Source organism: Paenibacillus thermoaerophilus (assembly GCF_005938195.1).
GTDB classification, from domain to species: domain Bacteria; phylum Bacillota; class Bacilli; order Paenibacillales; family Reconciliibacillaceae; genus Paenibacillus_W; species Paenibacillus_W thermoaerophilus.
Genome location: NZ_VCQZ01000015.1, coordinates 72,703 through 98,139, shown reverse-complemented (window position 1 = coordinate 98,139; position 25,437 = coordinate 72,703). Strand labels below are relative to the sequence as shown.

General features: G+C 59.1%; 24 protein-coding genes. All 24 read right to left on the bottom strand.

Annotated features, from left to right (window positions below; translation table 11 throughout):
• Nucleotides 1-166 precede the first annotated feature (166 nt).
• Nucleotides 167-835, bottom strand: coding sequence for a RecX family transcriptional regulator (locus tag FE781_RS11805; RefSeq protein WP_138789830.1), 669 nt, complete (start codon nucleotides 833-835; stop codon nucleotides 167-169).
• Nucleotides 832-1,881, bottom strand: coding sequence for a recombinase RecA (recA, locus tag FE781_RS11800; protein WP_138789829.1), 1,050 nt, complete (start codon nucleotides 1,879-1,881; stop codon nucleotides 832-834). The genes FE781_RS11805 and recA overlap by 4 nt, the downstream gene beginning before the upstream one ends.
• A gap of 248 nt (nucleotides 1,882-2,129) precedes the next feature.
• A complete protein-coding gene (locus FE781_RS11795; protein WP_138789828.1) occupies nucleotides 2,130-3,389 on the bottom strand; it encodes a competence/damage-inducible protein A in 1,260 nt (419 codons plus the stop codon).
• 29 nt (nucleotides 3,390-3,418) lie between these two features.
• On the bottom strand, nucleotides 3,419-4,030 hold the full coding sequence (gene pgsA, locus FE781_RS11790) for a CDP-diacylglycerol--glycerol-3-phosphate 3-phosphatidyltransferase (protein WP_138789827.1): 612 nt from the start codon (nucleotides 4,028-4,030) through the stop codon (nucleotides 3,419-3,421).
• Nucleotides 4,027-5,355: a 30S ribosomal protein S12 methylthiotransferase RimO gene (rimO, locus tag FE781_RS11785; protein WP_138789826.1), complete on the bottom strand. Its 1,329-nt coding sequence runs from the start codon at nucleotides 5,353-5,355 to the stop codon at nucleotides 4,027-4,029. The genes pgsA and rimO overlap by 4 nt, the downstream gene beginning before the upstream one ends.
• A gap of 165 nt (nucleotides 5,356-5,520) precedes the next feature.
• Nucleotides 5,521-6,012 carry a YajQ family cyclic di-GMP-binding protein gene (locus tag FE781_RS11780; RefSeq protein WP_138789825.1) on the bottom strand — a complete coding sequence of 164 codons (492 nt, stop codon included), beginning with the start codon at nucleotides 6,010-6,012 and terminating at the stop codon, nucleotides 5,521-5,523.
• A 41-nt stretch (nucleotides 6,013-6,053) separates the two neighbouring features.
• The gene (locus tag FE781_RS11775) at nucleotides 6,054-6,923 is read right to left on the bottom strand and encodes a helix-turn-helix domain-containing protein (RefSeq protein ID WP_138789824.1); all 870 of its coding nucleotides are present in this window, start codon (nucleotides 6,921-6,923) and stop codon (nucleotides 6,054-6,056) included.
• 40 nt (nucleotides 6,924-6,963) lie between these two features.
• The gene (locus FE781_RS11770) at nucleotides 6,964-7,746 is read right to left on the bottom strand and encodes a DUF3388 domain-containing protein (RefSeq protein WP_138789823.1); all 783 of its coding nucleotides are present in this window, start codon (nucleotides 7,744-7,746) and stop codon (nucleotides 6,964-6,966) included.
• Between the two features lie 208 nt (nucleotides 7,747-7,954).
• The gene (locus FE781_RS11765) at nucleotides 7,955-8,206 is read right to left on the bottom strand and encodes a DUF3243 domain-containing protein (protein WP_138789822.1); all 252 of its coding nucleotides are present in this window, start codon (nucleotides 8,204-8,206) and stop codon (nucleotides 7,955-7,957) included.
• An 86-nt stretch (nucleotides 8,207-8,292) separates the two neighbouring features.
• Nucleotides 8,293-9,042: an elongation factor P 5-aminopentanone reductase gene (gene ymfI, locus FE781_RS11760; RefSeq protein WP_138789821.1), complete on the bottom strand. Its 750-nt coding sequence runs from the start codon at nucleotides 9,040-9,042 to the stop codon at nucleotides 8,293-8,295.
• Nucleotides 9,039-10,328 carry an EF-P 5-aminopentanol modification-associated protein YfmH gene (gene yfmH / locus FE781_RS11755; protein ID WP_138789820.1) on the bottom strand — a complete coding sequence of 430 codons (1,290 nt, stop codon included), beginning with the start codon at nucleotides 10,326-10,328 and terminating at the stop codon, nucleotides 9,039-9,041. Before yfmH ends, ymfI begins: the two co-directional genes overlap by 4 nt.
• A 1-nt stretch (nucleotide 10,329) precedes the next feature.
• Nucleotides 10,330-11,622, bottom strand: a complete 1,293-nt coding sequence (gene yfmF / locus FE781_RS11750; protein WP_138789819.1) for an EF-P 5-aminopentanol modification-associated protein YfmF — start codon at nucleotides 11,620-11,622, stop codon at nucleotides 10,330-10,332.
• Between the two features lie 156 nt (nucleotides 11,623-11,778).
• Nucleotides 11,779-12,558, bottom strand: coding sequence for a spore cortex-lytic enzyme (gene sleB, locus FE781_RS11745; protein WP_138789818.1), 780 nt, complete (start codon nucleotides 12,556-12,558; stop codon nucleotides 11,779-11,781).
• 87 nt (nucleotides 12,559-12,645) lie between these two features.
• Nucleotides 12,646-15,315: a DNA translocase FtsK gene (locus tag FE781_RS11740; RefSeq protein WP_138789817.1), complete on the bottom strand. Its 2,670-nt coding sequence runs from the start codon at nucleotides 15,313-15,315 to the stop codon at nucleotides 12,646-12,648.
• A 36-nt stretch (nucleotides 15,316-15,351) separates the two neighbouring features.
• Entirely contained in the window at nucleotides 15,352-15,594 is a 243-nt protein-coding gene (locus FE781_RS11735) for a YlzJ-like family protein (RefSeq protein ID WP_138789816.1), read from the bottom strand.
• Between the two features lie 24 nt (nucleotides 15,595-15,618).
• Nucleotides 15,619-16,347, bottom strand: a complete 729-nt coding sequence (locus FE781_RS11730; protein ID WP_138789815.1) for a ClpP family protease — start codon at nucleotides 16,345-16,347, stop codon at nucleotides 15,619-15,621.
• Between the two features lie 239 nt (nucleotides 16,348-16,586).
• Nucleotides 16,587-18,266, bottom strand: a complete 1,680-nt coding sequence (locus FE781_RS11725) for a ribonuclease J (RefSeq protein ID WP_138789814.1) — start codon at nucleotides 18,264-18,266, stop codon at nucleotides 16,587-16,589.
• 303 nt (nucleotides 18,267-18,569) lie between these two features.
• A complete protein-coding gene (dapA, locus tag FE781_RS11720; protein ID WP_138789813.1) occupies nucleotides 18,570-19,460 on the bottom strand; it encodes a 4-hydroxy-tetrahydrodipicolinate synthase in 891 nt (296 codons plus the stop codon).
• Entirely contained in the window at nucleotides 19,460-20,725 is a 1,266-nt protein-coding gene (gene dapG / locus FE781_RS11715) for an aspartate kinase (RefSeq protein ID WP_138789812.1), read from the bottom strand. Before dapG ends, dapA begins: the two co-directional genes overlap by 1 nt.
• A gap of 39 nt (nucleotides 20,726-20,764) precedes the next feature.
• Entirely contained in the window at nucleotides 20,765-21,805 is a 1,041-nt protein-coding gene (locus FE781_RS11710) for an aspartate-semialdehyde dehydrogenase (RefSeq protein WP_138789811.1), read from the bottom strand.
• A 55-nt stretch (nucleotides 21,806-21,860) separates the two neighbouring features.
• A complete protein-coding gene (locus FE781_RS11705; RefSeq protein WP_138789810.1) occupies nucleotides 21,861-22,463 on the bottom strand; it encodes a dipicolinate synthase subunit B in 603 nt (200 codons plus the stop codon).
• On the bottom strand, nucleotides 22,460-23,359 hold the full coding sequence (dpsA, locus tag FE781_RS11700) for a dipicolinate synthase subunit DpsA (RefSeq protein ID WP_138789809.1): 900 nt from the start codon (nucleotides 23,357-23,359) through the stop codon (nucleotides 22,460-22,462). The genes FE781_RS11705 and dpsA overlap by 4 nt, the downstream gene beginning before the upstream one ends.
• 152 nt (nucleotides 23,360-23,511) lie before the next feature.
• On the bottom strand, nucleotides 23,512-23,961 hold the full coding sequence (gene dut, locus FE781_RS11695) for a dUTP diphosphatase (RefSeq protein ID WP_138789808.1): 450 nt from the start codon (nucleotides 23,959-23,961) through the stop codon (nucleotides 23,512-23,514).
• Nucleotides 23,962-23,974: 13 nt separating this feature from the next.
• A complete protein-coding gene (locus FE781_RS11690; protein WP_138789807.1) occupies nucleotides 23,975-25,231 on the bottom strand; it encodes a M16 family metallopeptidase in 1,257 nt (418 codons plus the stop codon).
• Between the last annotated feature and the right edge of the window lie 206 nt (nucleotides 25,232-25,437).

The window sequence follows — 25,437 nt, the reverse complement described above, 5'->3', positions numbered from 1 at the left end:
TATGCCAGCCACAGAATTCTTGCTCGCATGGCGGCATTTCGATTCATTGGCGAATGGTTGGATCAGGTAAAAAATATACACAATTATTGTAGCGGCTATAAAAGATTCTTGTCAAGCATCGCCAAAAACGGCTTGCCATCGGGAGTGTGCCCGTTCGGCAAGCCGTTTATGCGTCGTCCTCGAACCAAACTTCTTCGTCCGCCGGGGCGCGGCCCGCCACCTTCGCGACGGCCTCCTGAACGATTCTCCCCGGATACCCGCGCCGGAGAAGATACGACTTGAGCTTGTGGCGGCGCACCCGTTCCTCTTCGTTTCGCAGCATCCGCCATTTCTTGACGGCGAGCCGGTAGGCGGAATCCGCTTCGCTGCCGTCCTCCAACTGATCCAGCGAGGCGGACACAAGCTCCGGCTCGATCCCCTTTTGCCGGAGCTCTTCGCGAATCCAGCGGCTTCCCCTGCCCTGAAATTCGAGGCGGTTGCGCGCCCACTGCCCGGCGAATGCCGCGTCGTCCAAATACCCGTGCTCGCCCAGCCGTTCAATCGTTTCCTCGATCAGGCCGGCGGCGTATCCTTTGCGGGTCAAGTAATCCCGCATCTCCTTGCGGGAACGGATGCGGCGCCCGAGCCAGGACAAGGCCGAGTTCCAGGCCAACTGGCGTTCCTCGGCCTCCAGCAACGCTTCCAGCCGGTCGTCGGTGATCCGGTCCCCCTTGGACAAGCGGTGGGAAACGAGCACATCCTCATGAACCGAGAAGGCGAACTCTCCGTCCAGGTAGATGTTGTAGCGCCGCTTGGCGCGCTTCTGCACCTCGATGGAAGTGATCGTGCGGCTCACTCAAACTCGTCCAGCAGATCGGCTTCGCTCTCGTCGTCGACGGACGGTTGCCCGACGTTCGGCTGCAGCATGGCCGCTTCCCGCACGCGGCGTTCGATTGCTTCGGCGATCTGTTTGTTCTCCTTGAGGAATTGCTTGGCGTTTTCGCGCCCCTGCCCCAACCGCTCGTTCTCGAACGAATACCAAGCGCCGCTCTTCACGATAATGTCCATCTCGGTCGCGAGATCGATGATGCTGCCCTCGCGCGAGATGCCTTCCCCGTACATGATGTCGATCTCCGCTTGCTTGAACGGCGGCGCGACTTTGTTTTTGACGACTTTGATGCGCGTCCGGTTTCCGACCATGTCGTTGCCCTGCTTGATCGTCTCGATGCGGCGCACGTCGAGGCGCACGGAAGCGTAAAATTTCAATGCCCGCCCGCCGGGCGTCGTCTCCGGATTGCCGAACATGACGCCGACCTTCTCGCGAAGCTGGTTGATAAAGATCGCGATGCACTTCGACTTGTTGATCGCACCCGACAGCTTGCGCAACGCCTGGGACATGAGCCGGGCTTGCAGACCCACGTGCGAATCGCCCATGTCGCCCTCGATCTCCGCCTTCGGCACAAGCGCGGCGACGGAGTCGATGACGATTATATCGACCGCTCCGCTGCGCACGAGCGCTTCGGCGATCTCCAGCGCCTGCTCGCCCGTATCCGGTTGGGAAAGCAGCAGCTCGTCGATGTTGATGCCGAGGTTTTTGGCGTATTGCGGGTCGAGCGCGTGCTCGGCGTCGATGAAGGCGGCTTGTCCGCCGATGCGTTGAACTTCCGCGATGGCATGCAGCGCCACCGTCGTTTTACCCGAGGATTCCGGTCCGTATATCTCGATGATCCGTCCCCGCGGAAAACCTCCGATGCCCAGCGCCAAATCCAGCGCGAGGGAGCCGCTGGATACCGTCTCCACTTGCATATGCGCCGATTCGCCAAGCCTCATGATCGAACCTTTGCCGAAATTTTTCTCGATATTGCGAAGCGCTTGCTCCAATGCTGCGCGGCGATCCGTCAAGCCACTCAATCCTTTCGCTCTTAGTGTGTAATCCCATCATACCTTGTTTTTGATGTCTTGCCAAGAGTTTTTTCGAACATACATTCGCTTTTTTGTTGGACACATCGAACAAGCGTTCGTTCCATGCCGCAAAAAAACACCGCAACAAAGATTCATTCTTCGTTACGGTGCTTCCGTCGTTAGGCCTATTATAGTCGAATCGGCCCCGATCGACAAGCCTGCCGTCTGTGACAAAATGGTGAACGGAGTCAACGGGCGTCGGACGGTGTCAGACGCCTCCACAGCCGGTACAACATCGATTTGGCCGCGCGAAGCTTGATAGTCTCCCGGTTGCCCGACAGCTTCAGCTCCCACACCTCCGGCCCGCCGCCGTCCGGTCCCGCGATGCCGACGTAGACGAGCCCGACCGGTTTGCCTTCGACTTCCGCAGGACCGGCCACTCCCGTCACGGAGACGCCCCAATCCGAGCCCAGGCGTTCCCGCACGCCGGCGGCCAGAGAAGCCGCCGTCTCCCGGCTGACCGCGCCCGGCGCGCCGTCCCCTTCGAGCAGCCGCCCGGGAACTCCCAGCATCTCTCTTTTGACCGCGTTCGTATAACAGACGACGCCTCCCGCGAACACGGCGGAGCTGCCCGGCACGTCCGTCAGCAGGCTGGCGAACAGCCCGCCCGTGCAGCTCTCGGCGGCCGCAACCGTCTCGCCGCGGGTCTTCAGAAGCTCGGCGACGATCTCCTCGATCGCCGCTTCCCGGTTCGCATACAGGTGCTCGCCCAAGCGGGACCGGATCTCCGCCTCGACCGGATCGAGCTTGGAGGCGGCCAGTTCCGGCGTCGCGGCGCGGGTGGTGAGACGGATGGTGACTTCGCCTTCCGAAGCGTAAGGCGCGATCGTCGGATCGCGCTGGGCCGAGATCAGGTCGATCAGCCGGTGCTCCAGCGAGGATTCGCCGATCCCGGCGAATTTCAGCATCCGCGAATGCAGCGGCTCGCCGGGCAGCTTGGCCAGCAGGAGCGGCTTCGCATAACGGTCGAACATCGGCTTCATTTCCTTGGGAGGCCCCGGAAGAATCACGAAGCAGCAGCCGCCGGCCTCCAACAGTTCGCCGACCGCCAAACCCGTGTCGTTCGGCAGCGGGGTCCCGCCTTCGATCAAGGCAGCCTGCCGTGCGTTGCTCTCCACCATCGCCACGCCGCGGGAACGGAACAGCTCCTCGATTTTGTCCAGCGACGGCTGATGCGTCACAAGCCGGAGACCGAGCACGTCCGCGATCACGTCTTTGGTCAGATCGTCCTGCGTCGGCCCGAGTCCGCCCGTGAAGACGATCACGTCGGCCCGCTCGCGCGCGATCGCGATCGCCTCTTTGAGTCGGCCCGGATTGTCGCCGACCGTGGTGTGATAGTACACGCCGATCCCGATTGCCGCCAGCTCGCGCGACAAGTATTGGGCGTTCGTATTGGCGATCTGTCCCATCAGCAGCTCTGTGCCAACCGCGATGATTTCCGCTTTCATCGGAATCCTCCCTGCCGTACGATCGAATATCAAGTCTGCGGGCCGGCCGACCGGCTCTGCTTCTCCCGGTTGGGATCAAGCAGCTCTTTGTTTTTTACGAAGTAAACGATGCCGGAATAAACGGTAATAATCGCCGCGGCCCAGCTCGCCACGAGATCGAACCGGAAATCGATGAAGTAAAACGGAAAGTTGTTGACCAGCAGCGCGATAATCGCGGTGATCTGAACGCCCGTTTTCCATTTGCCCAACCGGTCGGCGGCCATCACCTTGCCTTCGAGCAGCGCGATCTGCCTCAGCCCGGTTACCGCGAACTCGCGGCTGATGATGACGATGGCGATCAGCGCGTCCAGCTTGTCCATCTCCACCAGGGAGATGAGCACGGCCGCGATCAGCAGCTTGTCCGCCAGCGGATCGAGCAGTTTCCCCAAATTGGTGACCAGCTTGCGCGAACGCGCGATATATCCGTCCAGCTTGTCCGTGCTGGCGGCCAAAATAAACACCAGGGTGGCGATCACCTGATTCCAGGTGATGCTGTAGCCGAAGAACACAAGCGAAGACAAGTCGATGCGGACCAGCAAAAAAAACATGATGACCGGTATCAGGAAGATACGCGCAATCGTAATCCGGTTGGCAAGATTCATGCAAGAGCCTCCCCCGCCAAATCGAATTCGTATGAGTGGGTGATGCGAACCCGGCGAATCTCGCCGATATCCGCCGACGACACGCCCGATACGAACACTTCCCCGTCGATTTCCGGGGCGTCGTATTGCGTCCGGCCGATATATACGTCGTTCCGTCCGTCATACCGCTCCAGCAGCACATCGAGCTCTTTGCCGACAAAACGGCCGTTGCGCTCGGCGGCGATCTCGCGCTGCACTTCCATCAGCGTGTTTTGCCGCCATTCCTTCACTTCTTCCGGGAGTTGGTCCGGCAGGCGCGCCGCCGGCGTTCCTTCTTCCATGGAATACGAGAATACGCCCAGCCGGTCGAACCGGATTTCTTTCACAAAATCCACCAGCCGGTTGAAGTCTTCTTCCGTCTCTCCGGGGAATCCGACGATCAGCGACGTGCGGAGCGCCACATCCGGAATCCGTTCGCGGATGCGGGCGATCAGCTCGCGGGCGTCCTTCTGCCTGCCGGGACGGCGCATCCGTTTCAGAATCGCGTCCTCGCTATGCTGAAGCGGCATATCGACGTATTTGCAAATTTTCGGGTTGGAGGCGATCGTATCGATCAGCTCGTCGTTGAAAAATCCGGGGTACGCGTAATGCAGGCGCACCCACTCGACCCCGTCCACTTCGCTGACCCGGTTCATCAGCTCGGCCAGCATGAAGCGGTCGTAGAGATCGGTGCCGTAGTTGGTCGAGTCCTGCGCGATCAGGCTGATCTCTTTGACCCCTTGCTCCGCAAGAGTGCGGACTTCGGTTAAGACGGATTCGATGCTTCTGCTTCTGAATTTGCCGCGCATGGCGGGAATGCTGCAGAAGGTGCAGGCGTTGTCGCAGCCTTCGGCGATTTTGACGTAGGCGGTATACCGCGGCGTGCTTACGCGGCGGGGCAGCGCTTGCTCGTAATTGAACACGGGATTGCCGACCCGGACCGGCTTGGCCCCGGCAAGCGCCTCGTCGATAATCGCATTGATATTATGGAAATCTCCCGTGCCGACGATGCCGTCGATCTCGGGCATTTCTTCCATCAGTTGCTGTTTGTAGCGCTGAGTCAGGCAGCCGGACACGATCAGAGCCTTCAGCTTGGCGGTTTCCTTCAGCTCGGCCAGGTCGAGAATCGTGTTGATCGACTCCTCTTTGGCCGCGTCGATAAAACCGCACGTGTTGACGATAATAACCGTCGCTTCTTCCTTATCTTCGACAAGCGTGTACCCCCGCTGGTGGATCAATCCGGACATAATCTCCGAATCGACCAGATTCTTCTCGCAGCCGAGCGTCACGACTTTGACTGTTTCCATGCTGTCAATTCCCCCACTATCCCTTTCGTATCTGCCGGGCAACAATTACTTCACCAAGTATAATATAAGGCTTGCAAACGTGTCAAAAACAAGGCCCGGCGGCTTTGGCGCCCGATATAACGGCAAAAACCGGCCGCGCGAGCCGGTTCCGATTCGGTACGATGATCAACGGTAATTCACGAATTGCAGATCGAGCGGGAGATCCGCCCCCTTGAGCAATTGGATGACCTTTTGCAGATCGTCCTTGCTTTTGCCGGAGACGCGCAGTTGATCCCCCTGGATCTGGGATTTGACTTTCAGCTTGGAGTCGCGGATTAAGCCGTTGATTTTTTTCGCGTTGTCGGCGTCGATCCCCTGCTGCAGCGAGATGCGCTGGCGAACCGTCCCCCCGGCGGCCGGTTCGGTCTTGCCGTACTTGAGATGCTTCAGCGAGATGCCGCGTTTGGCCATTTTCGAATGCAGGATGTCGATGACGCTGTTTAATTTATACTCGTCGTCCGAGGTCACGACCAGTTCGTTTTTCTCGATCGCGATGTTGCTCTTGCTTCCCTTGAAGTCGAACCGCGTCTCGATCTCCCGCAGCGCCTGCGAGACCGCATTGTTCAACTCTTGCATATCCAGCTTCGATACGATATCAAACGAATACTCCGAACTCATCGGGGTCACCCTTCCGTCCTATCCATACTGGCTGCGTCCGTTCACGCGCCGGCGTTCGGCGTCGGAGTCGCGCCCGGAGGAAGCAGATTAAGCTGGATTTCCTTCCGTCCGGAGCTTTTGCCGGTATCGAGCACGACGCCTTCGGCAGCCAGCTCGATGGCCACCGCTTTGCCGACGACGATGTTGACGCTCGTGTCGAACTCCCATTCCTTGATCTCGCCGTTTTTGAAAATGCCCTGTTCGAATTGCTTGATCGAACCGTCCGGATTGACCTTCGCCACCCGCACCCAGCATTCGTCTCCCGTCACCTTAAGCGTCAGGGAAATTTTCCGGGTACCGGATACGGCATAATGGTCGGTTTTGCCCGATGTCGCTTGTTTGACGACCGTAGCCACAGGCGAAGGAGTCGGCGTCGGCGTAGCCGAAACGGCCGGCGCGGCCGCGGAGGGAGTCGGGGTCGCATCCTGAGGAGGAACCCCCTGGCTCGTGATCGGATCGTTGTCCACCGCCTCCTTCGGTTCCTGGTTGGACATGATGAAGTAATAGGCGATGCCGACGATCAGCACGATAAACGACACCATCAAAACAGTCGAGGCGACAAGACCGATTTTTTCGGTTTGCCGGCCGTAGGAGCGGCGGCGACGGGGCGGCTCTACCGCAGAGTCAGCCGTTGTCTGCGGCAGCACGTTTTTGTAATACTTGAGCGTCTCGTTCGGGTCCAGCCCGACCGCCTCCGCATACGACTTGATGAAGGCCCGCACATAGAAGCTGCCGGGCAAAACGCTGTAATCGCCTTCTTCGATCGCGATCAAATACCGTTTGCGGATTTTCGTGATCGCTTCAAGTTCCTCCAGGCTCATTCCCCGGTCAAGCCTGCACTGTTTCAGCCATGTTCCCAATTCGACTGACACCCTATCACCTCCTCGACTCTCGTTCTGGCTCGAGCGATTCTCAGAATCCGTCCAGATCGAGGTTCAGATGCTCATACGTGATTTCCTCGTCCGGCGAATTGCGAAGCTCGATAATATAATCGAATATGGAATAATCATAATGCGATTCCCGCACAAAAATGTCCGGATGTTCGATTACCTTCGTGGATGGCATCGCCATAATCTCCTGAAGCAGCGCATGATGCTTCTCGTTGGAGCGGATCGTCGACACGATGCCGTCGATGATAAACAAATTTTCCGGCTTCATCTCGTCCTCGGACAGTTGGCTCCGAACGGTCTGGCGCAAAAGCGTGGAGGATACGAACGTCCAGCGTTTGTTGGCGCAGACGCTGCCCGCGATGATCGACTCCGTCTTGCCGACGCGGGGCATGCCGCGCAAGCCGATGACCTGATTGCCTTTGTTCCGGAAAACCTCGCCGAGGAAATCGACCAGCAGGCCCAGCTCGTCGCGGGTGAACCGGAACGTCTTGCGGTCGTCCGAATCGCGCTCGATATAACGGCCGTGCCGCACCGCAAGAATATCCACCAGCTTCGGCTGGCGCAGAGCGGTTACGGTAATGTTGTCCACTTTCTTTAGCATTCTGCCCATAATTTCGATCTTTTCGTCGTCGTTCGTCTGCAGCAGCATGCCGCGGGTCCGGTCTTCGACTCCGTTGATCGTCAAAATATTGATTTCCAGCATTCCCATCAAGGAAGCGATATCGCCGAGCAAACCCGGACGGTTTTTGTGTATTTTATATTCCATGTACCATTGCTTTACGGTCGGCTTGCTTTCAACTTCCATCCGCTGCCCTTCCTCGCTTTCTCGTCTTGTGAGAATAATTCTACACCATTCGCCAAGTTCCTGCACCTGCCCAACAAAAAAACAGTGTCTCAAGACGCAAATTTCGAACGATTTTCAGCGATCCTTCGTATATGTAGAGGCAACACGGGCGAACTTCTTATGTGCAAAAAAACCTCCCGTATGCCGGGAGGCCCGCCGCAAACAAGCGTCAAGTTTTGTCGACAAGCTTGATCATCAGCTTCGCCAGCGTTTGGCGCTCGGCTTGGTCGCCGGCATCCCAAAGTTCTTTCAGCAAGCGTTCTTCGGCGTTTTCCGGATCGACCTTGTCCGCAAGAAATTCGCCGATCTGCACGGCCATCTTCGCGATGGTCTCGTCGCTCATGCCGGCCCCGCGAGCCTGATCGATGCGGTCGTTCAGAAATTCCTTCCATTTTTGAAAGTTTTTCAGCACCGTCGCCATGTAAAGAAAGCCCTCCTCGGAGTGATGAATGATTGAACCATCGTTAATTTGCTCCGGGAGGGCAGAGATTATTCGGCTGGTTGGCGTCAAGTCAGCCAGCCGCCGTTCGGGCTGATGATTTGCCCGGTAATATAGCCGGATTCAGGTAAAGCCAAAAAGTAGACGAGCGACGCGATCTCGTCGGGATGGGCGAATCGGCCCACGGGAATTTCCCGCGCCAGCGCATCCCGTTCTTCGGGGTCCAGCCGCGCATTCATCTCCGTGTCCACCACGCCGGGAGCGACGGCGTTTACGGTTACGCCGGAAGGAGCCAGCTCCTTCGCCAGCGCCTTGGTGAAGGCGTTCACCCCGCCCTTGGCGGTGGAATACAGCACTTCGCAGGACGCGCCGGACAACCCCCAGACGGAGGACACATTGATGATCCGGCCGAACCGGTTCGAGATCATCGCCGGCATAAACGTCCGGCAGCACAGAAACATGCCTTTCAGATTAACCGCCATCAGGTCGTCCCATTCTTCTTCGGTCACGTCCGACAGCAGGCCAAAGTGCGCGACTCCCGCATTGTTAACCAGAATGTCGGGGCGGAAGCCGCGCTGCTCCAGCTTCGCGGCCATCCGTTCGATCTGCTCCCGGGAGCGGAGGTCGGCCGCCACGGTCATAACCTGCGAGCCGTACTCCATGCAGCGTCTCGCCACCGCGTTGGCCGCTTCGTGCGATTCGCGGTAATGGATCGCCACCTTGAAGCCATGACGGGCGAAGCGTTCGGCGATAGCCGCGCCGATGCCCCGGCTTGCGCCGGTCACCAGCACGGCGGTCTCCGCGATCGGTTTGTTCATGCCTGCTTGCTCCTTACGATGCAGACGGCGAACCGCCTCCAGTCGAAGTGCTCGCGCATCTCCCGGTTGCACTCCTCAAGCGTCAGCGCTTCGTACGTCTGAACCGACTCGAAAAAATCCATGCCGCGGAATTTGTATTTGGCGAATTCGTTGGCGATGCCTTCCGTCGAATTCATCAACCGCAGAAATCCGCCGATTTTTTTGCGCCGGCTGCGCTCGAACGTCTCCTCGGACAGTCCCGTCCGCAAGGCGCCGTCCAGCAGCTCGCGGAACCGCTCCAGCATCCGGTCGGGATCGGGCGAATCCCCTCCGAGCACCGAGAACGCATAACCGCCGCCCATATTGAATTCGTGACCGAATTGATCCGAGATCAATCCTTCGTTGTACAAGGTTTGGTACAGATCCGAGCTCGGGCTGAACAAAGCGTCCATCACGAGACGCATCGCCAGCTCGCGGCGCATCGCCGCGGGCCCTTCCGATACGCCGGGGTCTCCCTTGAAACCGAACAAGCATTTGGGAAGCGAGACCGGCAGCTCGATAACGCGCCGCGGCTCCCGGATTCCGGACGGCTCCTCCGGCATGAAACGCTCGATCTCGGGTGCGGGCGGGAACGTCTTGCCGGCCTGGTTGCGGCGGACCCGCTCCAGCACCTCGTCCGCCTTCACGCCCCCCACGACGAACAGGATCATGTTGGACGGATGATAAAACGCGTTGTAGCAATCGTACAGCGTTTCCTTTGTAATGCGCGAGATCGATTCCACCGTGCCGGCGATATCGATATGAATCGGATGCTTGGCGTACATCGCCTCGATTAACCCGTAATACGAACGCCAATCGGGATGGTCGCGGTACATGTTGATTTCCTGGCCGATGATGCCTTTTTCCTTTTCCACATTTTCGTCGGTAAAATACGGATGTTGGACGAAATCGACCAGCGTGTCCAGATGGTCGAGCACGTCCCGCGTCGCCGAGAACAAATACGCCGTCCGGTCGAAGCTGGTGAAGGCGTTGGCCGAAGCTCCGCGTTCGGCAAACTTGGCGAAGACGTCGCCGTCCGGCTCCTCGAACATTTTATGCTCCAGGAAATGGGCGATTCCGTCCGGCACCCGCATCTCCTGTCCGCCCTTCACGCGAAAATGATTGTCGACCGATCCGTACTTGGTCGTAAACACGGCGTACGACTTCGTAAATCCCGGCTTCTCGAGCACGTACACCCGCAGGCCGTTCGGCAACGTTTCCTGCCAGATTCGCTCCTGCAGCCGCTCGTACCGAATGACTTCCGCCACGTTAGTCTCCCCCTTCCCGGTCGCGCAGGAAATAGATCGTGTCCAGCTTGACTTGCTGGGCCGTCCGGGCGATCTGCTCCGCCGTCACCGACCGGATATCCTCGATCAGCTCGTCGACCGGGCGGTGGCGCCCCGACAGCACGCCGTTAAAATCGAGCGCGATCGTCTCGAAGGCCGAATCCCGGCTTTCGCGCAATTGATTGGCAATCATCGCTTTCGTCTGCGTCATTTCCAGCTCGCTGACGGCTCCCTGCCGCATTTGCTCAAGCTGCTCTTCGATAATCCGGACCGCCTTGTCGTAGTTGCCGATCTCGATGCCGGATTGTACGGTCAAAATGCCCTTGTGGCCGTCCAGGCGCGAAGACGCGTAATAGGCCAGGCTCGCTTTTTCCCGGACATTCATAAACAGCTTCGAATGGGGATAACCGCCCAGCACGCCGTTGTACATCAACAGCGCCGGATATTGATCGTCGGCGAAGGTCGTGTACGTCCTCAGCCCCATGTTTAATTTGCCTTGGCCGACGTCCAGACGCTCGACGACGCGCTTCACTTCGCCCGCCGGCTTGTGGCCGGTCCGGTACTCGTATGCCGGACAGACCGAGCGCTCCATCTCGAACGTCCGTTCCACCGCATTTTTGACGGCTTCGGCGGTCGTCCGGCCGACGACGTAAAGATCGATCGGAGCCGACGCAAGCCATTCCCGGTATCTCGCGTACAGCGCTTCCGGCGTCAGCGGGGCAATCCGGTCGCGCAAGCCGAGAGGATGCAGCCGGTACGGTTCGCCGGCGCACATCTCCTCCAGGCACCGTTCAGCGGCGTAGCGGATCTTGTCGTTCACAATCGCCTCCTGCCGCTTGCGCAGCGTATCCTTCTCGGCTTCCACGTAACGAGGCGAGAAGCCTCCGTTCACCAGATAAGGCGCGGTCACGGCTCCGCCGAGAAACGTCAAGGCGTCTTCCAGCAGCGAATCCGTTCCTTGCACGTACCGGTCGTCGATAATGTCGAGACGAAACTGAACCAACTGATAGTCGCCGCGCTTGTAAACGTCGAACCCGAATCCGGCCCCATACAAATCGTCCAGACGCTCGCGGAACGCCTTCGTCTCCGGGTACTCCCTGGAGCCGCGCCGCAGCACGAACGGGATGAGCGCTGTCGGCGTAACGTTGTCCTCGTCCAGCACGCATCCCGCATACATCGATATCGCATACGTCTTGAACCGATCGGTCGGCAGCACGTGAATCCGGATATTCCGAACGGTGTCCCGTTCAAATTTGGTTCCCGCCTCATGGTTCATGTCAGTGCCGTCTCCTTCCGATTCACAGTCTGTATCCATTATATTCCCGACCGGCCCCGGCCCGCAAATCGGCCGCGCCCGCGCCTTCGCGTTGCGGCGCGTTCACGCCAAGCGGGCGAACCGTCCTCCGGTCGCCCGCTTGGCATGCAGCGTCATTCAACGGCAAAAGATATGCTGGCCGATCTGCTTGTATTGGGGCCTCGTCCAGATCCAGGCCGATGTCGCCGTTTTCGGGTTGAAATAGTACAGGCAGCCGTCCGTCGGATCGACCCCGTTAATGGCGTCCATCACCGCGCGGCGGGCCGTTTCGTTCGGCGTCAGCCAGATTTGTCCGTCTGCGACCGCCGTAAACGCGCCGGGCTCGAATATGACGCCCGACACCGTGTCCGGAAACTCCGGAGAGCGCACGCGGTTCAGGATGACGGCCGCGACGGCCACTTGGCCTTCGTACGGCTCGCCGCGGGCTTCCCCGTAGACGGCGTTGGCCATCAGCTTGATATCCTGCTCGGATAAGCCGAGACGGTTGGCCGAATTCGACGGCGCCCTGGCGGGCGCGCCCGAGGCGCCTCCGCCCCCCGCCGCGCCGTCCTCGCGCGGCGTCCGGTCCGGCGACCACTGTTTGGTCGCTTCCCACAGCTTCACCTTCGTCTTGCCGCCGGCGATGCCGTCGACCTTCAAGCCGAATTCGCTTTGAAACCAGCGGAGAGACTTTAGGGTCTGCGGGCCGAATATGCCGTCAATCTTGCCGTGGTAGAACCCCAAATATTTCATCCGCCCCTGAAGCTCGTACACGTCTTCCCCGCGCGAGCCGTATTTGATGACCGCATTGCTGAATACGGCTTCCGCCTCGGGTTTCTGCCAAGCCTGCTTCAACGACATGGCGCCTAACAACACAATCATGATGCTGGCTGTCAGCCATACAAGCCGCATTCTCATGGATCTTCAACCTTTCCCATTAGCGTCGGCGAATGCCGTCTGTACGCTTATTATGGGAAATGCGGCGGCTCTTATTCAAAAAAGGCGTCAGGAAGAAATCTTGGTTTGCTGGTACTGCTCGATCGTCATCAGAACTTCCCGGGGCTTGCTGCCCTCATACGGTCCGACAATGCCGCGCACCTCCATGGAGTCGATCAGTCTGGCGGCCCGGGTATACCCGACCCGCATGCGCCGCTGAAGCAGGGAGACGGATGCCTGCTTGGACTCCAGCACGATCTGGACCGCCTGATCGAACAGCTCGTCCTCGAATTCCAAGGCCGCTTCCGTCTGCTCTTCCACTTCGGGCACAAGCTCCTCGCGGTAGTTCACCTGGCCTTGTCCGGAGTTTTTGACGAACGTCACGACGGCCTCCACCTCGGAATCGGAGAGGAACGCCCCCTGCACGCGGACGGGCTTCGAAGCTCCCATCGGCAAAAACAGCATGTCCCCCCGGCCCAGCAGCTTCTCCGCTCCCACCATGTCCAGAATCGTCCGGGAATCGACCTGGGAGGAGACGCCGAACGCGATCCTCGACGGGATGTTGGCCTTGATGACGCCCGTGATGACATCGACGGACGGTCTCTGCGTCGCGATGATGAGATGGATTCCCGCCGCGCGCGCCATCTGGGCGAGCCGGCAGATGGAATCTTCGACGTCTCCCGCCGCCACCATCATCAGGTCCGCGAGCTCGTCGACGATGACAACGATATACGGCAGCGCCTCCCCTCCCCGCTCGGCGATCCAGTTGTTGTATCCGTCGATATTGCGGGTGCCCGACTTCGAGAACAGCTCGTACCGTTTCTCCATCTCGCTGACGATTTTCTTCAGCGCCAGCGACGCTCTCCTCGGATCGGTCACGACCGGCGCGAGCAGGTGCGGAATGCCGTTGTACACGTTCAGCTCGACCATCTTGGGGTCGATCATCAGGAAGCGCACTTCGTCGGGCTTTGCCTTGTACAAAATGCTTGTGATGATCCCGTTGATACATACGGATTTGCCCGAGCCCGTCGCGCCCGCAACGAGCAGGTGAGGCATGCGCGCCAGATTGCCGACGATCGCTTGTCCACTGATGTCCCGCCCGAACGCGATTGTCAGACGGGACGAGGAATCCTGGAACGCCGCGCTTTCCATCACTTCCCGCAGCGTGACGACCGACACCTCGTTGTTCGGCACCTCGATGCCGATCGCGGATTTGCCCGGGATCGGGGCTTCCATCCGAATATCCTTGGCCGCAAGCGCAAGCGCGATATCGTCCGTCAGACTGACGATCCGGCTGACTTTAACGCCGACGTCGGGCTGAATCTCGAACCGCGTCACCGCAGGCCCTCTGACGACCTCCAGCACTTTGGCGCGGACGCCGAAGCTCTCCAGCGTTGCTTCCAGCTTGCGGGCCATCGCTTTAAAGTCGTTCTGTTCGCCGCTTCGGCCGCTCGTATTGGGCGTCCGGAGCAAGTGTAGCGGAGGCAATTCGTACGGGATCGCTTCCGCTTTGGGTTCAGCCGCGGAAGGAATCGGATCTCCATCCGGCGTAAGCTTGACGGTGATTTTGCCCGATGATGCCGCCGAATTCGACCCAACTGCCGGCTGTGCTTCTTCCGCCGGCAGTTGGGAGGCGATTCCCTGCGTCCCCGCAGACGCAACGGCGCCGACGGGCGGCGACGGCTCGTCTTCCTCCCAGGGAGCGCGGTCGGGATGATCGTTAAAGTCCCGGATGACGGGAGTATGCTCTTCCTCGAACCGTGCTTGTCCGCTCATGGGGCTGACGGTTACGATCGGCGGCGAATCCGCGTCGTCCGGATCGTCGTGATCCGCCGGGACCGGGGCGGCCGCTTCTTTCTTGGCGGATGCTTTCGCCCGGAAAGACGCCGCCATCTGAGGCAACCATTCGAAAAATTTCGGCTTGGCCCTCGGCTCGGCAGCCTCGTCGTCCAGGTCGTCCGTCTGCGGCCGAACGGCCCGTTGGGGCTTGGCCGGCTCCTCCCAGTCGTCCTCCCAATCCTGCCAGTCGTCATCCGCGTATGCGGCCGCCGGCCTCGATATCGCGGCTTTCGATTTGGTCGACACGTTCGGCGGCGACTGCCGGTGCCGCATCAGCTTCAGCGCTTGGCCCCAGCGGATGCCGAACCGGTCCGCAAACCAGCCGATTCTCGACCGGATTCGCCGCAAGATGTCGACGAACGACAAGTTCGTGACCAGCAAAAACCCGATCAGCCACAAGGCGTAAACGATGATCTGCGAGCCTGTCCGATCGAACAAAAAGCTGAGGCACGCGTACAAAACGGCTCCGACCATTCCCCCGCCGACACCGTGGCGAAGAATGCCTTCCGAATCTTTTAAGCCTTCCGTCATGCTCAGCCACGTCTGGCTCAGAATAAACCTGGAATCCGTCCACTGGCCGTCCGGATCGATCGCGCTGAACATGCGGATATGATTCTCCAGCAAAAATCCGAGCGCCAGAATCAGCAGGCCGGACTTTTTGCTCGACCAGCCTTTCGGCCATTCCCGTTTGATCATGGCGTACAGCCCTATGTATATCGCAACGAGCGGAAAAATCCAATAGCCGACGCCCGCCACAAAACGCAACAAATACGTAAAAGACCGGGGGACGGACCCGGTCTGGGACAGTACGACAACGGACATCGTCAAAATGATGATGCCGTAGAGCTCATATTTCAAATTCGCTTTCATCGATTTGCTTCGTCTTCTGCGACCCGCCACCGGCTACACCTCCGAGTCCTTATTATACCATAAGGCTCAACCCGCAGGCCATTGGGGGGTTAACGGAATAATCGTTCCGGGAGCCAGGGAAGGGTTCAGATACACATACGGGTCCGGACTGAGCAGCCGGACGATCCGGGCTTGCGAGGCGTCCAGCAATTCGACCTCCATCCGGATGCCCTCCAGGTCCATCTCGACGGTGCGCGTCAACCGTTCCTCCCCGTGTCCTCCCGAGGTTCCTCCGTATATCACCTCGTCCGGCACGATCGAATAAATCATGCGGGAGTCCCTCCTTTCTGTCCGTCAATCGTTCGCACGGCGCTGCTCAATCAGCCCGTTCAGCTCTTTGAGCGCGTCTCCCAACCCGCCGACCTTGTCGATCAGCCCGTAACGCACCGCATCCGCGCCGATGACGGTCGTGCCGATGTCGCGAGTCAGTTCTCCCGTTTTGAACATCAGTTCTTTGAATCTCTCTTCGGTCACATTCGAATGGCGAACGACGAATCGAATGACCCGCTCCTGCATTTTGTCCAAATACTCGAACGTCTGCGGAACGCCGATGACCAGTCCGGTCAATCGAATCGGGTGAATGGTCATGGTGGCGGTCTCCGCGATGAAAGACACATCCGCGCTTACCGCAATCGGCACGCCGATCGAATGCCCGCCGCCGAGCACCAGCGTGACGCACGGCTTGGACATCGAGGCGATCAGTTCGGCGATCGCGAGACCGGCTTCCACGTCCCCCCCGACCGTGTTCAAAATCACAAGCACGCCCTCGATTTTCGGATTTTGCTCGGCTGCGACCAACTGCGGAATCAGATGCTCGTATTTGGTCGTTTTGTTTTGGGGGGGCAACGTGAGATGCCCTTCGATTTGACCGATGATCGTCATGCAGTACAGATTGGATTCGGGACCCGGAGCCGGCAAGCTTGTCTGGCCCAACTGCTGGATCGACTCCAACGCCGCCTGCTTTTTGCGCTCCTCCCCGGGCGGCGCCGGCGGCTCTTCCTGCTTGAAACGCTGCAGATCCATCGTTCTTCGCTCCTTCTCCTGCCGACAAGAGTCGGCCTGTTGGCGATTCTTCCGTAGTATGGTTGCGGGGCAAACGTTTCATGCAAGGGCGGGAGGCTTGGCCGGGATTGGCCCGGAGGACGGGCGGAACGCACAAAAAACGCCTCTTCCGGCTAAGCCGGTCGAGGCGTCTTGTCGTCATGCGCTCGGTTTCTTTAAGGCCGACGTGGTAGTGAAAGTGACGGTTAAACGGAGTGAAATTAGACTTCCATGATGATCGGAAGGATCATCGGCCTTCTGCGGGTTTGTTCGTACAAAAAGCGTCCCAACGCATCTTTTACGTGTGTTTTAAGCGATGCCCATTCGTTTACATTTTCTCCCATGAGCCGGGTCAACGTGTTCATGACCAGCTTGTTCGCTTCGTCGAGCAAGCCTTCAGATTCCCGGACGTATACAAACCCCCGGGAGATAATATCCGGACCGGAAAGGATTTTGCCGTCCTGCTTGCTGAGCGTCACGACGACAACCAGAATGCCGTCCTGCGACAGCAGCTTGCGGTCGCGAAGCACGATATTGCCGACATCTCCGACGCCGAGCCCGTCGATCAGCACGTTGCCCGACGGCACTTTCGCGCCTTTGCGCGCGACGCCGTTCTGAATTTCGACCGTATCGCCGATATCGATCAGGAAAATGTTGTCCTTCTCGATGCCGACCGATTCCGCAAGCAATCCGTGCATCCGGAGCATCCGGTATTCGCCGTGGATCGGAATGAAATATTTCGGACGAATCAGGTTAAGCATCAGCTTCAGCTCTTCTTGGCTGCCGTGACCGGATACGTGCACGCCGGACACGGAGCCCGGCCCGTAGATGACGTGAGCGCCCAAACGCATCAGCTCGTCGACGGTCCGTCCGACATAACGCTCGTTGCCGGGAATCGGCGTTGCCGAGATGACGACCGTATCGCCCGGGAGGATGTCCATCTTTTTGTGGGCGGAGCGCGCCATCCGCGTAAGCGCGGACATCGGCTCGCCCTGGCTGCCCGTCGACAAGATGACGACGCGGTCGGCCGGCAGACGGTTCACTTCCTCCGGCTCGATGAGCATGCCGTCCGGAATGTTCAGGTAGCCGAGTTCGCTCGCGATGCTGACCACATTCACCATGCTGCGGCCGACAACCGTAACTTTGCGACGGGTGTTGTACGCAGCGTCAATAATTTGTTGGATCCGGTGAACGTTCGATGCGAACGTCGCGACGACGACGCGCTGCTTCGCTTTGCGGAACACTTCCTCCAGTTCTGCGCCGACGCTTTTCTCCGATCCGGTGAAGCCCGGGCGTTCCGCGTTCGTGCTGTCCGACAGGAGCGCAAGCACGCCGCGGCTGCCGATCTCGGCCATTTTCGCAAGATCCGCGTATTGATCGTTGACGGGAGTATGGTCAAACTTGAAATCCCCCGTATGCACAATTAAACCTTCAGGGGTCTCGAGGCATACGCCAACCGAATCGGGAATGCTGTGGTTTGTCCGGAAAAACGTCGCTTTGATCGAGCCCAACTGCAACTCCGAATCTGCGGTAATGACGATCCGTTTCGTCTCGCCCAGCAGGTGCGCTTCCTTCAGCTTCGCCTCAACGAGTCCCATCGTCAGTCTTGTACCGTAGACGGGAACGTTCAGCGCCTTCAGCACATACGGCAATCCGCCGATATGATCCTCGTGGCCGTGCGTCAGCAGAATGCCGCGAACCTTGTCTTTATTCTCCACCAGATACGTGATATCCGGGATCACGATATCGATGCCCAGCATATCTTCTTCCGGGAACTTGAGTCCCGCGTCCACCACGACAATGTCGTTGCCGTACTGGACGACATACATGTTTTTGCCAATTTCGCCCACGCCGCCAAGGGCGAAAATGACCACTTTATCTCCTTGTTGTTTCTTCGACAAAAAAAGCTCCTCCTTGTTCAGATTGGCGACGCCTTTGCTCGATATAACCCGTTGTTAAACCGTACCAGTCACTTGGTTCTTATTATACATGAAAGACGATGCCGAACACAAGCAGCGCCGATACGGGTAAGATACCCAAATACGAAGCCGGTTAGACTCCTCGCGGGAAGTCCCGCCGGATGCGAAAAACGGCTTCCGCCTCTGGTTTGACGAAGACGGAAGCCGTTTTCTTGCTCCTATGCATAAACTGCATACCGCCGTGTCCCGGCGAAAAAACCTCCCGTTGAAGAAGCGCCGCCACTGTCAGAAAAACCGGTTCAAAACGTCCTCGATAAACCGGCCTTCCGCTTCGGTCACGCCCACAAGCGGCAAGCGCAAGCCTCCGACGTCGATGCCGCGAAGCTTCAGGGCATGCTTGACGGGAGCGGGGCTCGGCACGCGGTGCGGACAGTTGAACATCGCCGAGAATACCGGCGACAGCTTTTGGTGAAGGGCTGCCGCATCGGCGACTCGGCCGGCGAGGTACGCCTCGATCATCTCTTTCATTTGTGCGCCGACAATATGCGATGATACGCTGACGATGCCGTAACCTCCGACGGACAGCACCGGCAGGGTAATGCCGTCATCGCCGCTGTATACGCGGAAATGCTCGGGCGATTCCGCCACAAGCCGGGTAAACGCGTCGAAATCGGTGATTGACTCTTTGGTCGCCACGATATGGTCGAACTCGCGGGCCAGCCGCAGCGTCGTGGACACTTCGACGTTGATGCCCGTGCGCCCCGGGATGTTGTACAGCATGATCGGCAGCTTGGTAGAAGCCGCCACCGCGCTGAAGTGGCGGTACAGCCCTTCCTGGGACGGACGGTTGTAGTACGGCGCCACCAGCAAAATGCCGTCGACGCCGGCCTGTTCGGCCTCGTGCGTCAAATGGATCGTATGCGCGGTGCTGTTGCTGCCCGTTCCCGCGATCACCTTGCAGCGTCCGTTTGCTCTGCGCACGACATAGCGGAACAGCTCGGCTTTCTCCTCGTCCGTCAGCGTCGGGGATTCGCCCGTCGTCCCGCAGACGATAATCGCGTCGTTCCGCTGCACTTCGATGAGATGGTCGACCAGCCGCCCAAGCGTCTCCCATTCGATGGCGCCCTGCGCATCAAACGGCGTCACCATCGCCGTGATCAGTCTACCGAAATCCATCATTCCTTCGCTCCCTTGTTCCGAACCGTCAACGATTCAGTTTGGTCCTCCGCTTTGTTTTTATGAAGCTCGAATTTCCGATGCAACACCCGCACGGCATTGGCCATGTCTTCGCTCCTCACCAATACCCAGATCGTCGCGTTGGAATCCGCCGACTGCAGGATCTGAATATCCTCTTCGGTCAGAGCCTCGACGATCGATGCCATAATGCCCGGCACCCCGTTCATTCCGCCGCCGATCACCGACACTTTGGCGCAGGAGCCGCATACCTCCGGCTCGTACCCCATGCCCCGGAGAATCGCTGTCGCCCGGTCCGCATCGCGGTCGAATACGGTATAGACGACGGCGGAAGGGTTCACATTAATGAAGTCGACGCTAATGCCGTGCCGCGCCATCGCTTTAAAGACGTTCAGGTGCAGGTCGTAAGCGCCTTCCCCGGCCACCACCTTCAATTGGGTGATGCCGGCCGAATAAGCGATTCCCGTCACATGCCGATCCACAACCTCCGGCGTATCCGGAGACGAGGCGACCAGCGTCCCTTCGCCGTCGTCGAACGTCGAGCGCACCCGCACCGGAATGTTCGCCGCCATCGCGATCTCCGCGGCCCGCGGGTGAATCACCTTGGCCCCGTAATGCGCCATGTTCACGATCTCCGCATACGTTACGCGGGTTAACGGCTTGGCGTCCTCCACGATCCGGGGATCGGCGGTCAAAATGCCGCTGACGTCGGTGAAAATATCGACGACCTCCGCGCGCAGCGCAGCGCCAAGCGCGGCAGCGGACGTGTCGCTGCCTCCTCTGCCGAGCGTCGTAAAGTCGCCTTCTTCCGTCATGCCCTGAAACCCGGTGACAACGACAACCTTCCCATCTTGCAGCAATTGCAAAATCCGGGAAGGCTGGATGCGTAAAATATGGGCGTGGCCGAAACGGTCGTTCGTCCGGATGCCGGCTTGACCTCCGGTCAGCACGGCGGCCGGAGTTCCGGCCCGAATCAGTTCGCTGCACAACACGGCGGCGGAGATGATCTCCCCGCATGCCATCAACAAATCGGCCTCGCGGGACGGCAAAGGCGCCAAGCCGCCTTCCCCCGCCAGACTGAGCAGCGTGTCTGTGGCGTACGGTTCCCCCTTACGGCCCATGGCGGATACTACGACGACGGGATGGAACTTCTCGGCAACGGCTCGTTGGATGTGTCGGATCGCGTGTGTTCTGGCTTGCGCCGTAGCGAGGGAAGTACCGCCGAACTTTTGCACGATGACGCGCATTAGCGGTTCCCTCCGCTCTCGCTATGATTTACAGCACGATTACTTTTGTTCCAAGGCGATGTATTCCGCGATCTGCACGGCATTCCATGCCGCGCCTTTCAACAGGTTGTCGGATACGATCCACATGTTGAGCGCCTGCTCGTTGTAAAGATCCCGGCGCACCCGGCCGACGAACGTCTCCAGCTTGCCGGCCGCTTCCGTCGCGAGCGGATACCGTTGGTTCGCCGGATCGTCTACCAGCACAAGACCCGGTCCTTCCGCAAGCAGCTTGCGCACTTCGTCCATGTCGAATTTTTCTTTGAGTTCGACGTAGACGGATTCGGAATGGCCGTAGACGACGGGGATGCGCACGCACGTCGCCGTCACCTGAATGGAGTCGTCGCCCATGATTTTTTTCGTCTCGTTGATCATTTTCATTTCCTCGTTCGTGAAACCGTTGTCGAGGAATTTGTCGATCTGCGGGATGGCGTTAAACGCGATTTGGTGCTTCACCGGCAAGGAGCCGACCGGCAGGATGTCCGGCACGACCTCGTTGCCCGCGAGAATTTCCGCGGACTGGCGCTTCAGCTCCGCGATCGCTTTGGCTCCCGCTCCCGATACCGCCTGATAGGTCGAAACGATGATGCGGGAAATGCCGAAACGGTCGTACAGCGGCTTCAGCGCTTGCACCATCTGAATGGTCGAGCAGTTCGGGTTGGCGATAATGCCTTTATGTTCATGGACTTTGTCGATATTGACTTCCGGCACGACCAAGGGCACTTCCGGGTCCATCCGGTAAGCGCTGGTATTGTCGATGCAGACCGCTCCGTATTCGACGGCGGCTGGAATGAGCTTCTTGCTCACGTCTCCGCCCGCGCTGAACAGAGCGATTTCGACACCCTTGAAGCTTTCCGGCTTCGCTTCTTCGATCGTGATGTCTTTGCCCTTGAATTTCACCGTCTTGCCGGCGGAACTCGCGGACGCCAGAAGCTTCAGTTGGGATATCGGGAAATCGCGTTCTTCCAGCAGGCGCAGCATTTGCTGACCTACAGCGCCCGTCACGCCGACAACGGCGACGGAAAACAGTTTCTGACTCGACATGTGCTTTCTCTCCCTTGGACTATCTTAAGATCATCTATAAAAGGATGCATAAGCATCAAGATCCCATATATTTGAACTTCTCGACGATCATCGGCTGCAGTTGCCGGCCTTCGAGGGCGGCTGCGCAAGCTTCCGGAATCAGCTCCATCCGGGCGACCAGCGAATTCGGCTTCACGTCGGGCGCGTCCTGTCCGAACGGAACGAAATAAATATGTTTCGCCACGAGCAGACGAGCGATATTGGCGGCGTTGAGGCCGAGACCGTCGTTCGTCGAGATGGCCAGCACCAGCGGACGCCCGTTGCGCATCTGCGCCTTGGCCGCCATCAAGACGGCGCTCTCCGTCATCGCGTTCGCAAGCTTGCTGGTCGTGTTGCCCGTGCACGGCGCAATCACCATGACGTCAAGCTTTTTCGACGGTCCCAACGGTTCGGCGTCCACAATTGTAGCAATAATATCATTACCGGTCAGTTCTTTCAACTGCTTTTGCCAGCTTTCGGACGTGCCGAATCGCGTATCCGTCGACATGACGGTATAGGAAGCGATCGGTATGACATTGGCCCCGCCGTCGACAAACCGTTTGATTTGCGGCATGACTTCCTCGTAGGTGCAATGCGATCCCGTCAGCCCGAAGCCGACTGTTTTGCCTTTCCAGTTCATGGCGCAGTCCTCCCTTGGGCCCGTTCGTCCATAATGAGACGGCCGAGCGTATTCGCGATGATCCGACCGGCCGACTTGGGAGCGACAATGCCCGGCAATCCCGGAGCCAGTATCGCTTTGATGCCGCGCTTCTCGGCGTAGCGAAAGTCCGTTCCGCCGGGCCGCGACGCCAAGTCGATAATCACCGCGCGAGGAGGGATGTTGGCAATGACCTGCGCTGTGATTATCATAGTCGGAATTGTGTTAAAAAGCAAGTCGATGCCTGTCACCTGCGAGGCCAGCTCCTTCAGGTAAAACGGCTCGAAACCGCTCTCCCAGGCCCTTGCAAAATGCTCCGGCCGCCGCACCCCGACCTTCACGCGGGCGCCCAGACCTTTGAGCACGCGGGCCATCGTAAGACCGGTTCTCCCCATTCCGAGCACCATGCAGACGGAGCCGTGGATGGTAATGTCGGTATGCTGGATCGCCATCATGACGGCCCCTTCCGCCGTCGGAATCGAGTTATAGATGGCCACGTCGTCCCGATCCAGCAGTTCGACGAGATCCAAGCCGACCGAAGCGCACAACTGGCGCAAATACGGCTTCGCCATGCCGGTATAGACTTTGGCGTGTTTGGGCAGTCTGGACAAGCAGGCCTCCGTGAGCACGATCTCCTGGGTGGAAAAAATCGTCTCGACCACTCCGTTGTCGTCCGTTCCGACCACCGGAAGCACGACGGCATCGGCGTCATCGAACAATTCCGGATCAAGCACGGCATGGGTTGCGCCCGAATACGCGTTCTGCAAGTTGTCAAAGCCGACTAGGGAGATCGTAGCGTCCAACTCAGAAAATTTTTGAATGACTTCCAACTGACGGGCATCTCCGCCGATGACAATGATTTTCGTATCGGTCAGCATTCCTGCAAGCTGCACCCCTTCCGCCGGTTCCGGCCACATTCGGCGCCGGCAAGTTGATACAAAAGCATTCTATGCGGGAGCCCATACCGGGGTGAAAAAACAAAAACCTTCCATTCGCCCAAAAGGAATGGAAGGTTCTGTCCGATTTTCGATTATCGTCCGGTGTGTCCGAAGCCGCCGTCGCCGCGCTCGGTTTCCGGCAGCCTGTCCGCCGGCACAAGCTCGACCTGCGGAACCGTCTGGAACACCATCTGCGCGATCCGTTCGCCCCGGCGGATCACGAAAGGCTCCTGCCCGAGATTGATCAGAATAACCTTGATTTCCCCCCGGTAATCCGCGTCGATCGTGCCGGGCGAGTTCAGGCAAGTGATGCCGTGCTTGGCGGCAAGACCGCTGCGCGGACGGATCTGCGCCTCCAGGCCGTTCGGCATCGCGATGGCGATGCCCGTCGGCACCAGCGTCCGGTCCCCCGGCGCGAGCGTCACTTCCTCCGTAACCGCCGCATGAAGATCGTAACCGCTCGCTCCTTCCGACATGCGAACCGGCAGCGGCAGATCTTCATTGCCGGGCAGCCGGAGCAGCTTTACCGAATACGCCGTCAAAACCGTCTCCCCCTCAAGTTAGCGATATGGTGCCCCCGAGCGCCTTCAGTGCGTCGTCGGAAGGGCCGACGAGCGCGGCGGCGACAGGGCCGGTGAACAACCGGTCGATCACGCTCCTCACCTGTTCCTGCGTAACCGATTGAATGCGCTGCAGCAGTTCGTCCAACGTCCAATGCCGTCCGAGCAGCAGCTCGTTTTTGCCGAGCCGGTTCATCCGGCTTCCGGTGCTCTCCAGACTCAGGATCAAGCTTCCTTTCAACTGTTCCTTGCCTTTGGCCAGCTCGCTGTCCGTCAGCCCGTTGCGGACGACGTCCCGCATAATTCCGAGCGTAACCTCCAGCACATCGGCGGTCTGCTTCGGCGCGGTGCCAGCGTAGATGGTCAGCACGCCGCTGTCGGTGTATCCCGTATGATACGAGTATACGGAATAGGCAAGTCCGCGCTTTTCCCGAATTTCCTGGAACAGGCGGGAGCTCATCCCGCCTCCGAGCGCGTTGTTGACGAGAATGGCCGCGTACAAGTCCTGGTCGTCCAGGCTGCAGCCCGGCAGAGACAGACAGAGGTGGTTTTGCTCCGTCTTCTTCAGATGGGTCAAAATCCGGCCCTCGAACACCGGCCGGGCGGCCTGGATGTCTCCCTTCGTGTTCGGATGGTCGCCGAAATGCCGCTCCATCAGCGCGATTACCTCTTCTTCGTCGATGTTGCCCGCGACGCTGACCACGATCCGGTCGGAGGTGTATTGCTGGTCGATATAAGCTTTGAGCTCCGCTTGTCCCATCGCCAGCAGATTGTCTTCCGTGCCGAGGATCGTCAGCCCGAGCGGGTGGTCGCCGAATGCGGCCCGCGCGATCAGATCGTGCACCATGTCGTCGGGAGTATCCTCGTACATCGAGATTTCTTCCAGAATGACGTTGCGCTCCTTTGCGAGCTCCTCCTCGTCGAGCCGGGACCGGAAAAACATGTCCGACAAGACGTCTACGGCGAGCGGCAGATGCTCATCCAGCACTTTGGCGTAATAACACGTATATTCCTTGGAAGTAAACGCGTTGACGTTGCCGCCGATTCCGTCGAACACTTCGGCGATATCTTTGGCCGAATAACGGTCCGTTCCCTTGAAAAGCATATGTTCGATAAAATGGGACACCCCGTTCAAAGACGCGGGCTCATGCCTGGAGCCCGTTTTCACCCAGATGCCGAACGATACGGATCGGCAGGTCGGGATGTTTTCCATCACCAAGCGGATACCGCTTCGCAAAACATGTTTCCTCAACGTGACATCCCCCTGTTTCCTAAGAAAGCTTCCATTTCGAAGCCTATCGAGGCGAAGCGGCCGCGTATGAGAGCGGAGACACAGCAACCGCCCGGAAAGCCCCCCGCCTCCGACTTGAAGCGGCTGGTCTTTCGAATGCGGCCGATTGAAACGGAATCGCGTCCCGGCAAGAGGACAACGCCGCCATTCCTGCAACATCGCCGAAA

Coding starts and splice junctions, on each gene's coding strand:
- FE781_RS11795 (WP_138789828.1), bottom strand. CDS start 3,389: ATGAAAGCGGAAATCATCGCGGTTGGCACAGAGCTGCTGATGGGACAG.
- pgsA (WP_138789827.1), bottom strand. CDS start 4,030: ATGAATCTTGCCAACCGGATTACGATTGCGCGTATCTTCCTGATACCG.
- rimO (WP_138789826.1), bottom strand. CDS start 5,355: ATGGAAACAGTCAAAGTCGTGACGCTCGGCTGCGAGAAGAATCTGGTC.
- FE781_RS11780 (WP_138789825.1), bottom strand. CDS start 6,012: ATGAGTTCGGAGTATTCGTTTGATATCGTATCGAAGCTGGATATGCAA.
- FE781_RS11770 (WP_138789823.1), bottom strand. CDS start 7,746: ATGGAAGTTGAAAGCAAGCCGACCGTAAAGCAATGGTACATGGAATAT.
- FE781_RS11765 (WP_138789822.1), bottom strand. CDS start 8,206: ATGGCGACGGTGCTGAAAAACTTTCAAAAATGGAAGGAATTTCTGAAC.
- ymfI (WP_138789821.1), bottom strand. CDS start 9,042: ATGAACAAACCGATCGCGGAGACCGCCGTGCTGGTGACCGGCGCAAGC.
- yfmF (WP_138789819.1), bottom strand. CDS start 11,622: ATGAACCATGAGGCGGGAACCAAATTTGAACGGGACACCGTTCGGAAT.
- sleB (WP_138789818.1), bottom strand. CDS start 12,558: ATGAGAATGCGGCTTGTATGGCTGACAGCCAGCATCATGATTGTGTTG.
- FE781_RS11735 (WP_138789816.1), bottom strand. CDS start 15,594: ATGATTTATTCGATCGTGCCGGACGAGGTGATATACGGAGGAACCTCG.
- FE781_RS11730 (WP_138789815.1), bottom strand. CDS start 16,347: ATGGATCTGCAGCGTTTCAAGCAGGAAGAGCCGCCGGCGCCGCCCGGG.
- dapA (WP_138789813.1), bottom strand. CDS start 19,460: ATGGATTTCGGTAGACTGATCACGGCGATGGTGACGCCGTTTGATGCG.
- dapG (WP_138789812.1), bottom strand. CDS start 20,725: ATGCGCGTCATCGTGCAAAAGTTCGGCGGTACTTCCCTCGCTACGGCG.
- FE781_RS11710 (WP_138789811.1), bottom strand. CDS start 21,805: ATGTCGAGTCAGAAACTGTTTTCCGTCGCCGTTGTCGGCGTGACGGGC.
- FE781_RS11705 (WP_138789810.1), bottom strand. CDS start 22,463: ATGAACTGGAAAGGCAAAACAGTCGGCTTCGGGCTGACGGGATCGCAT.
- dpsA (WP_138789809.1), bottom strand. CDS start 23,359: ATGCTGACCGATACGAAAATCATTGTCATCGGCGGAGATGCCCGTCAG.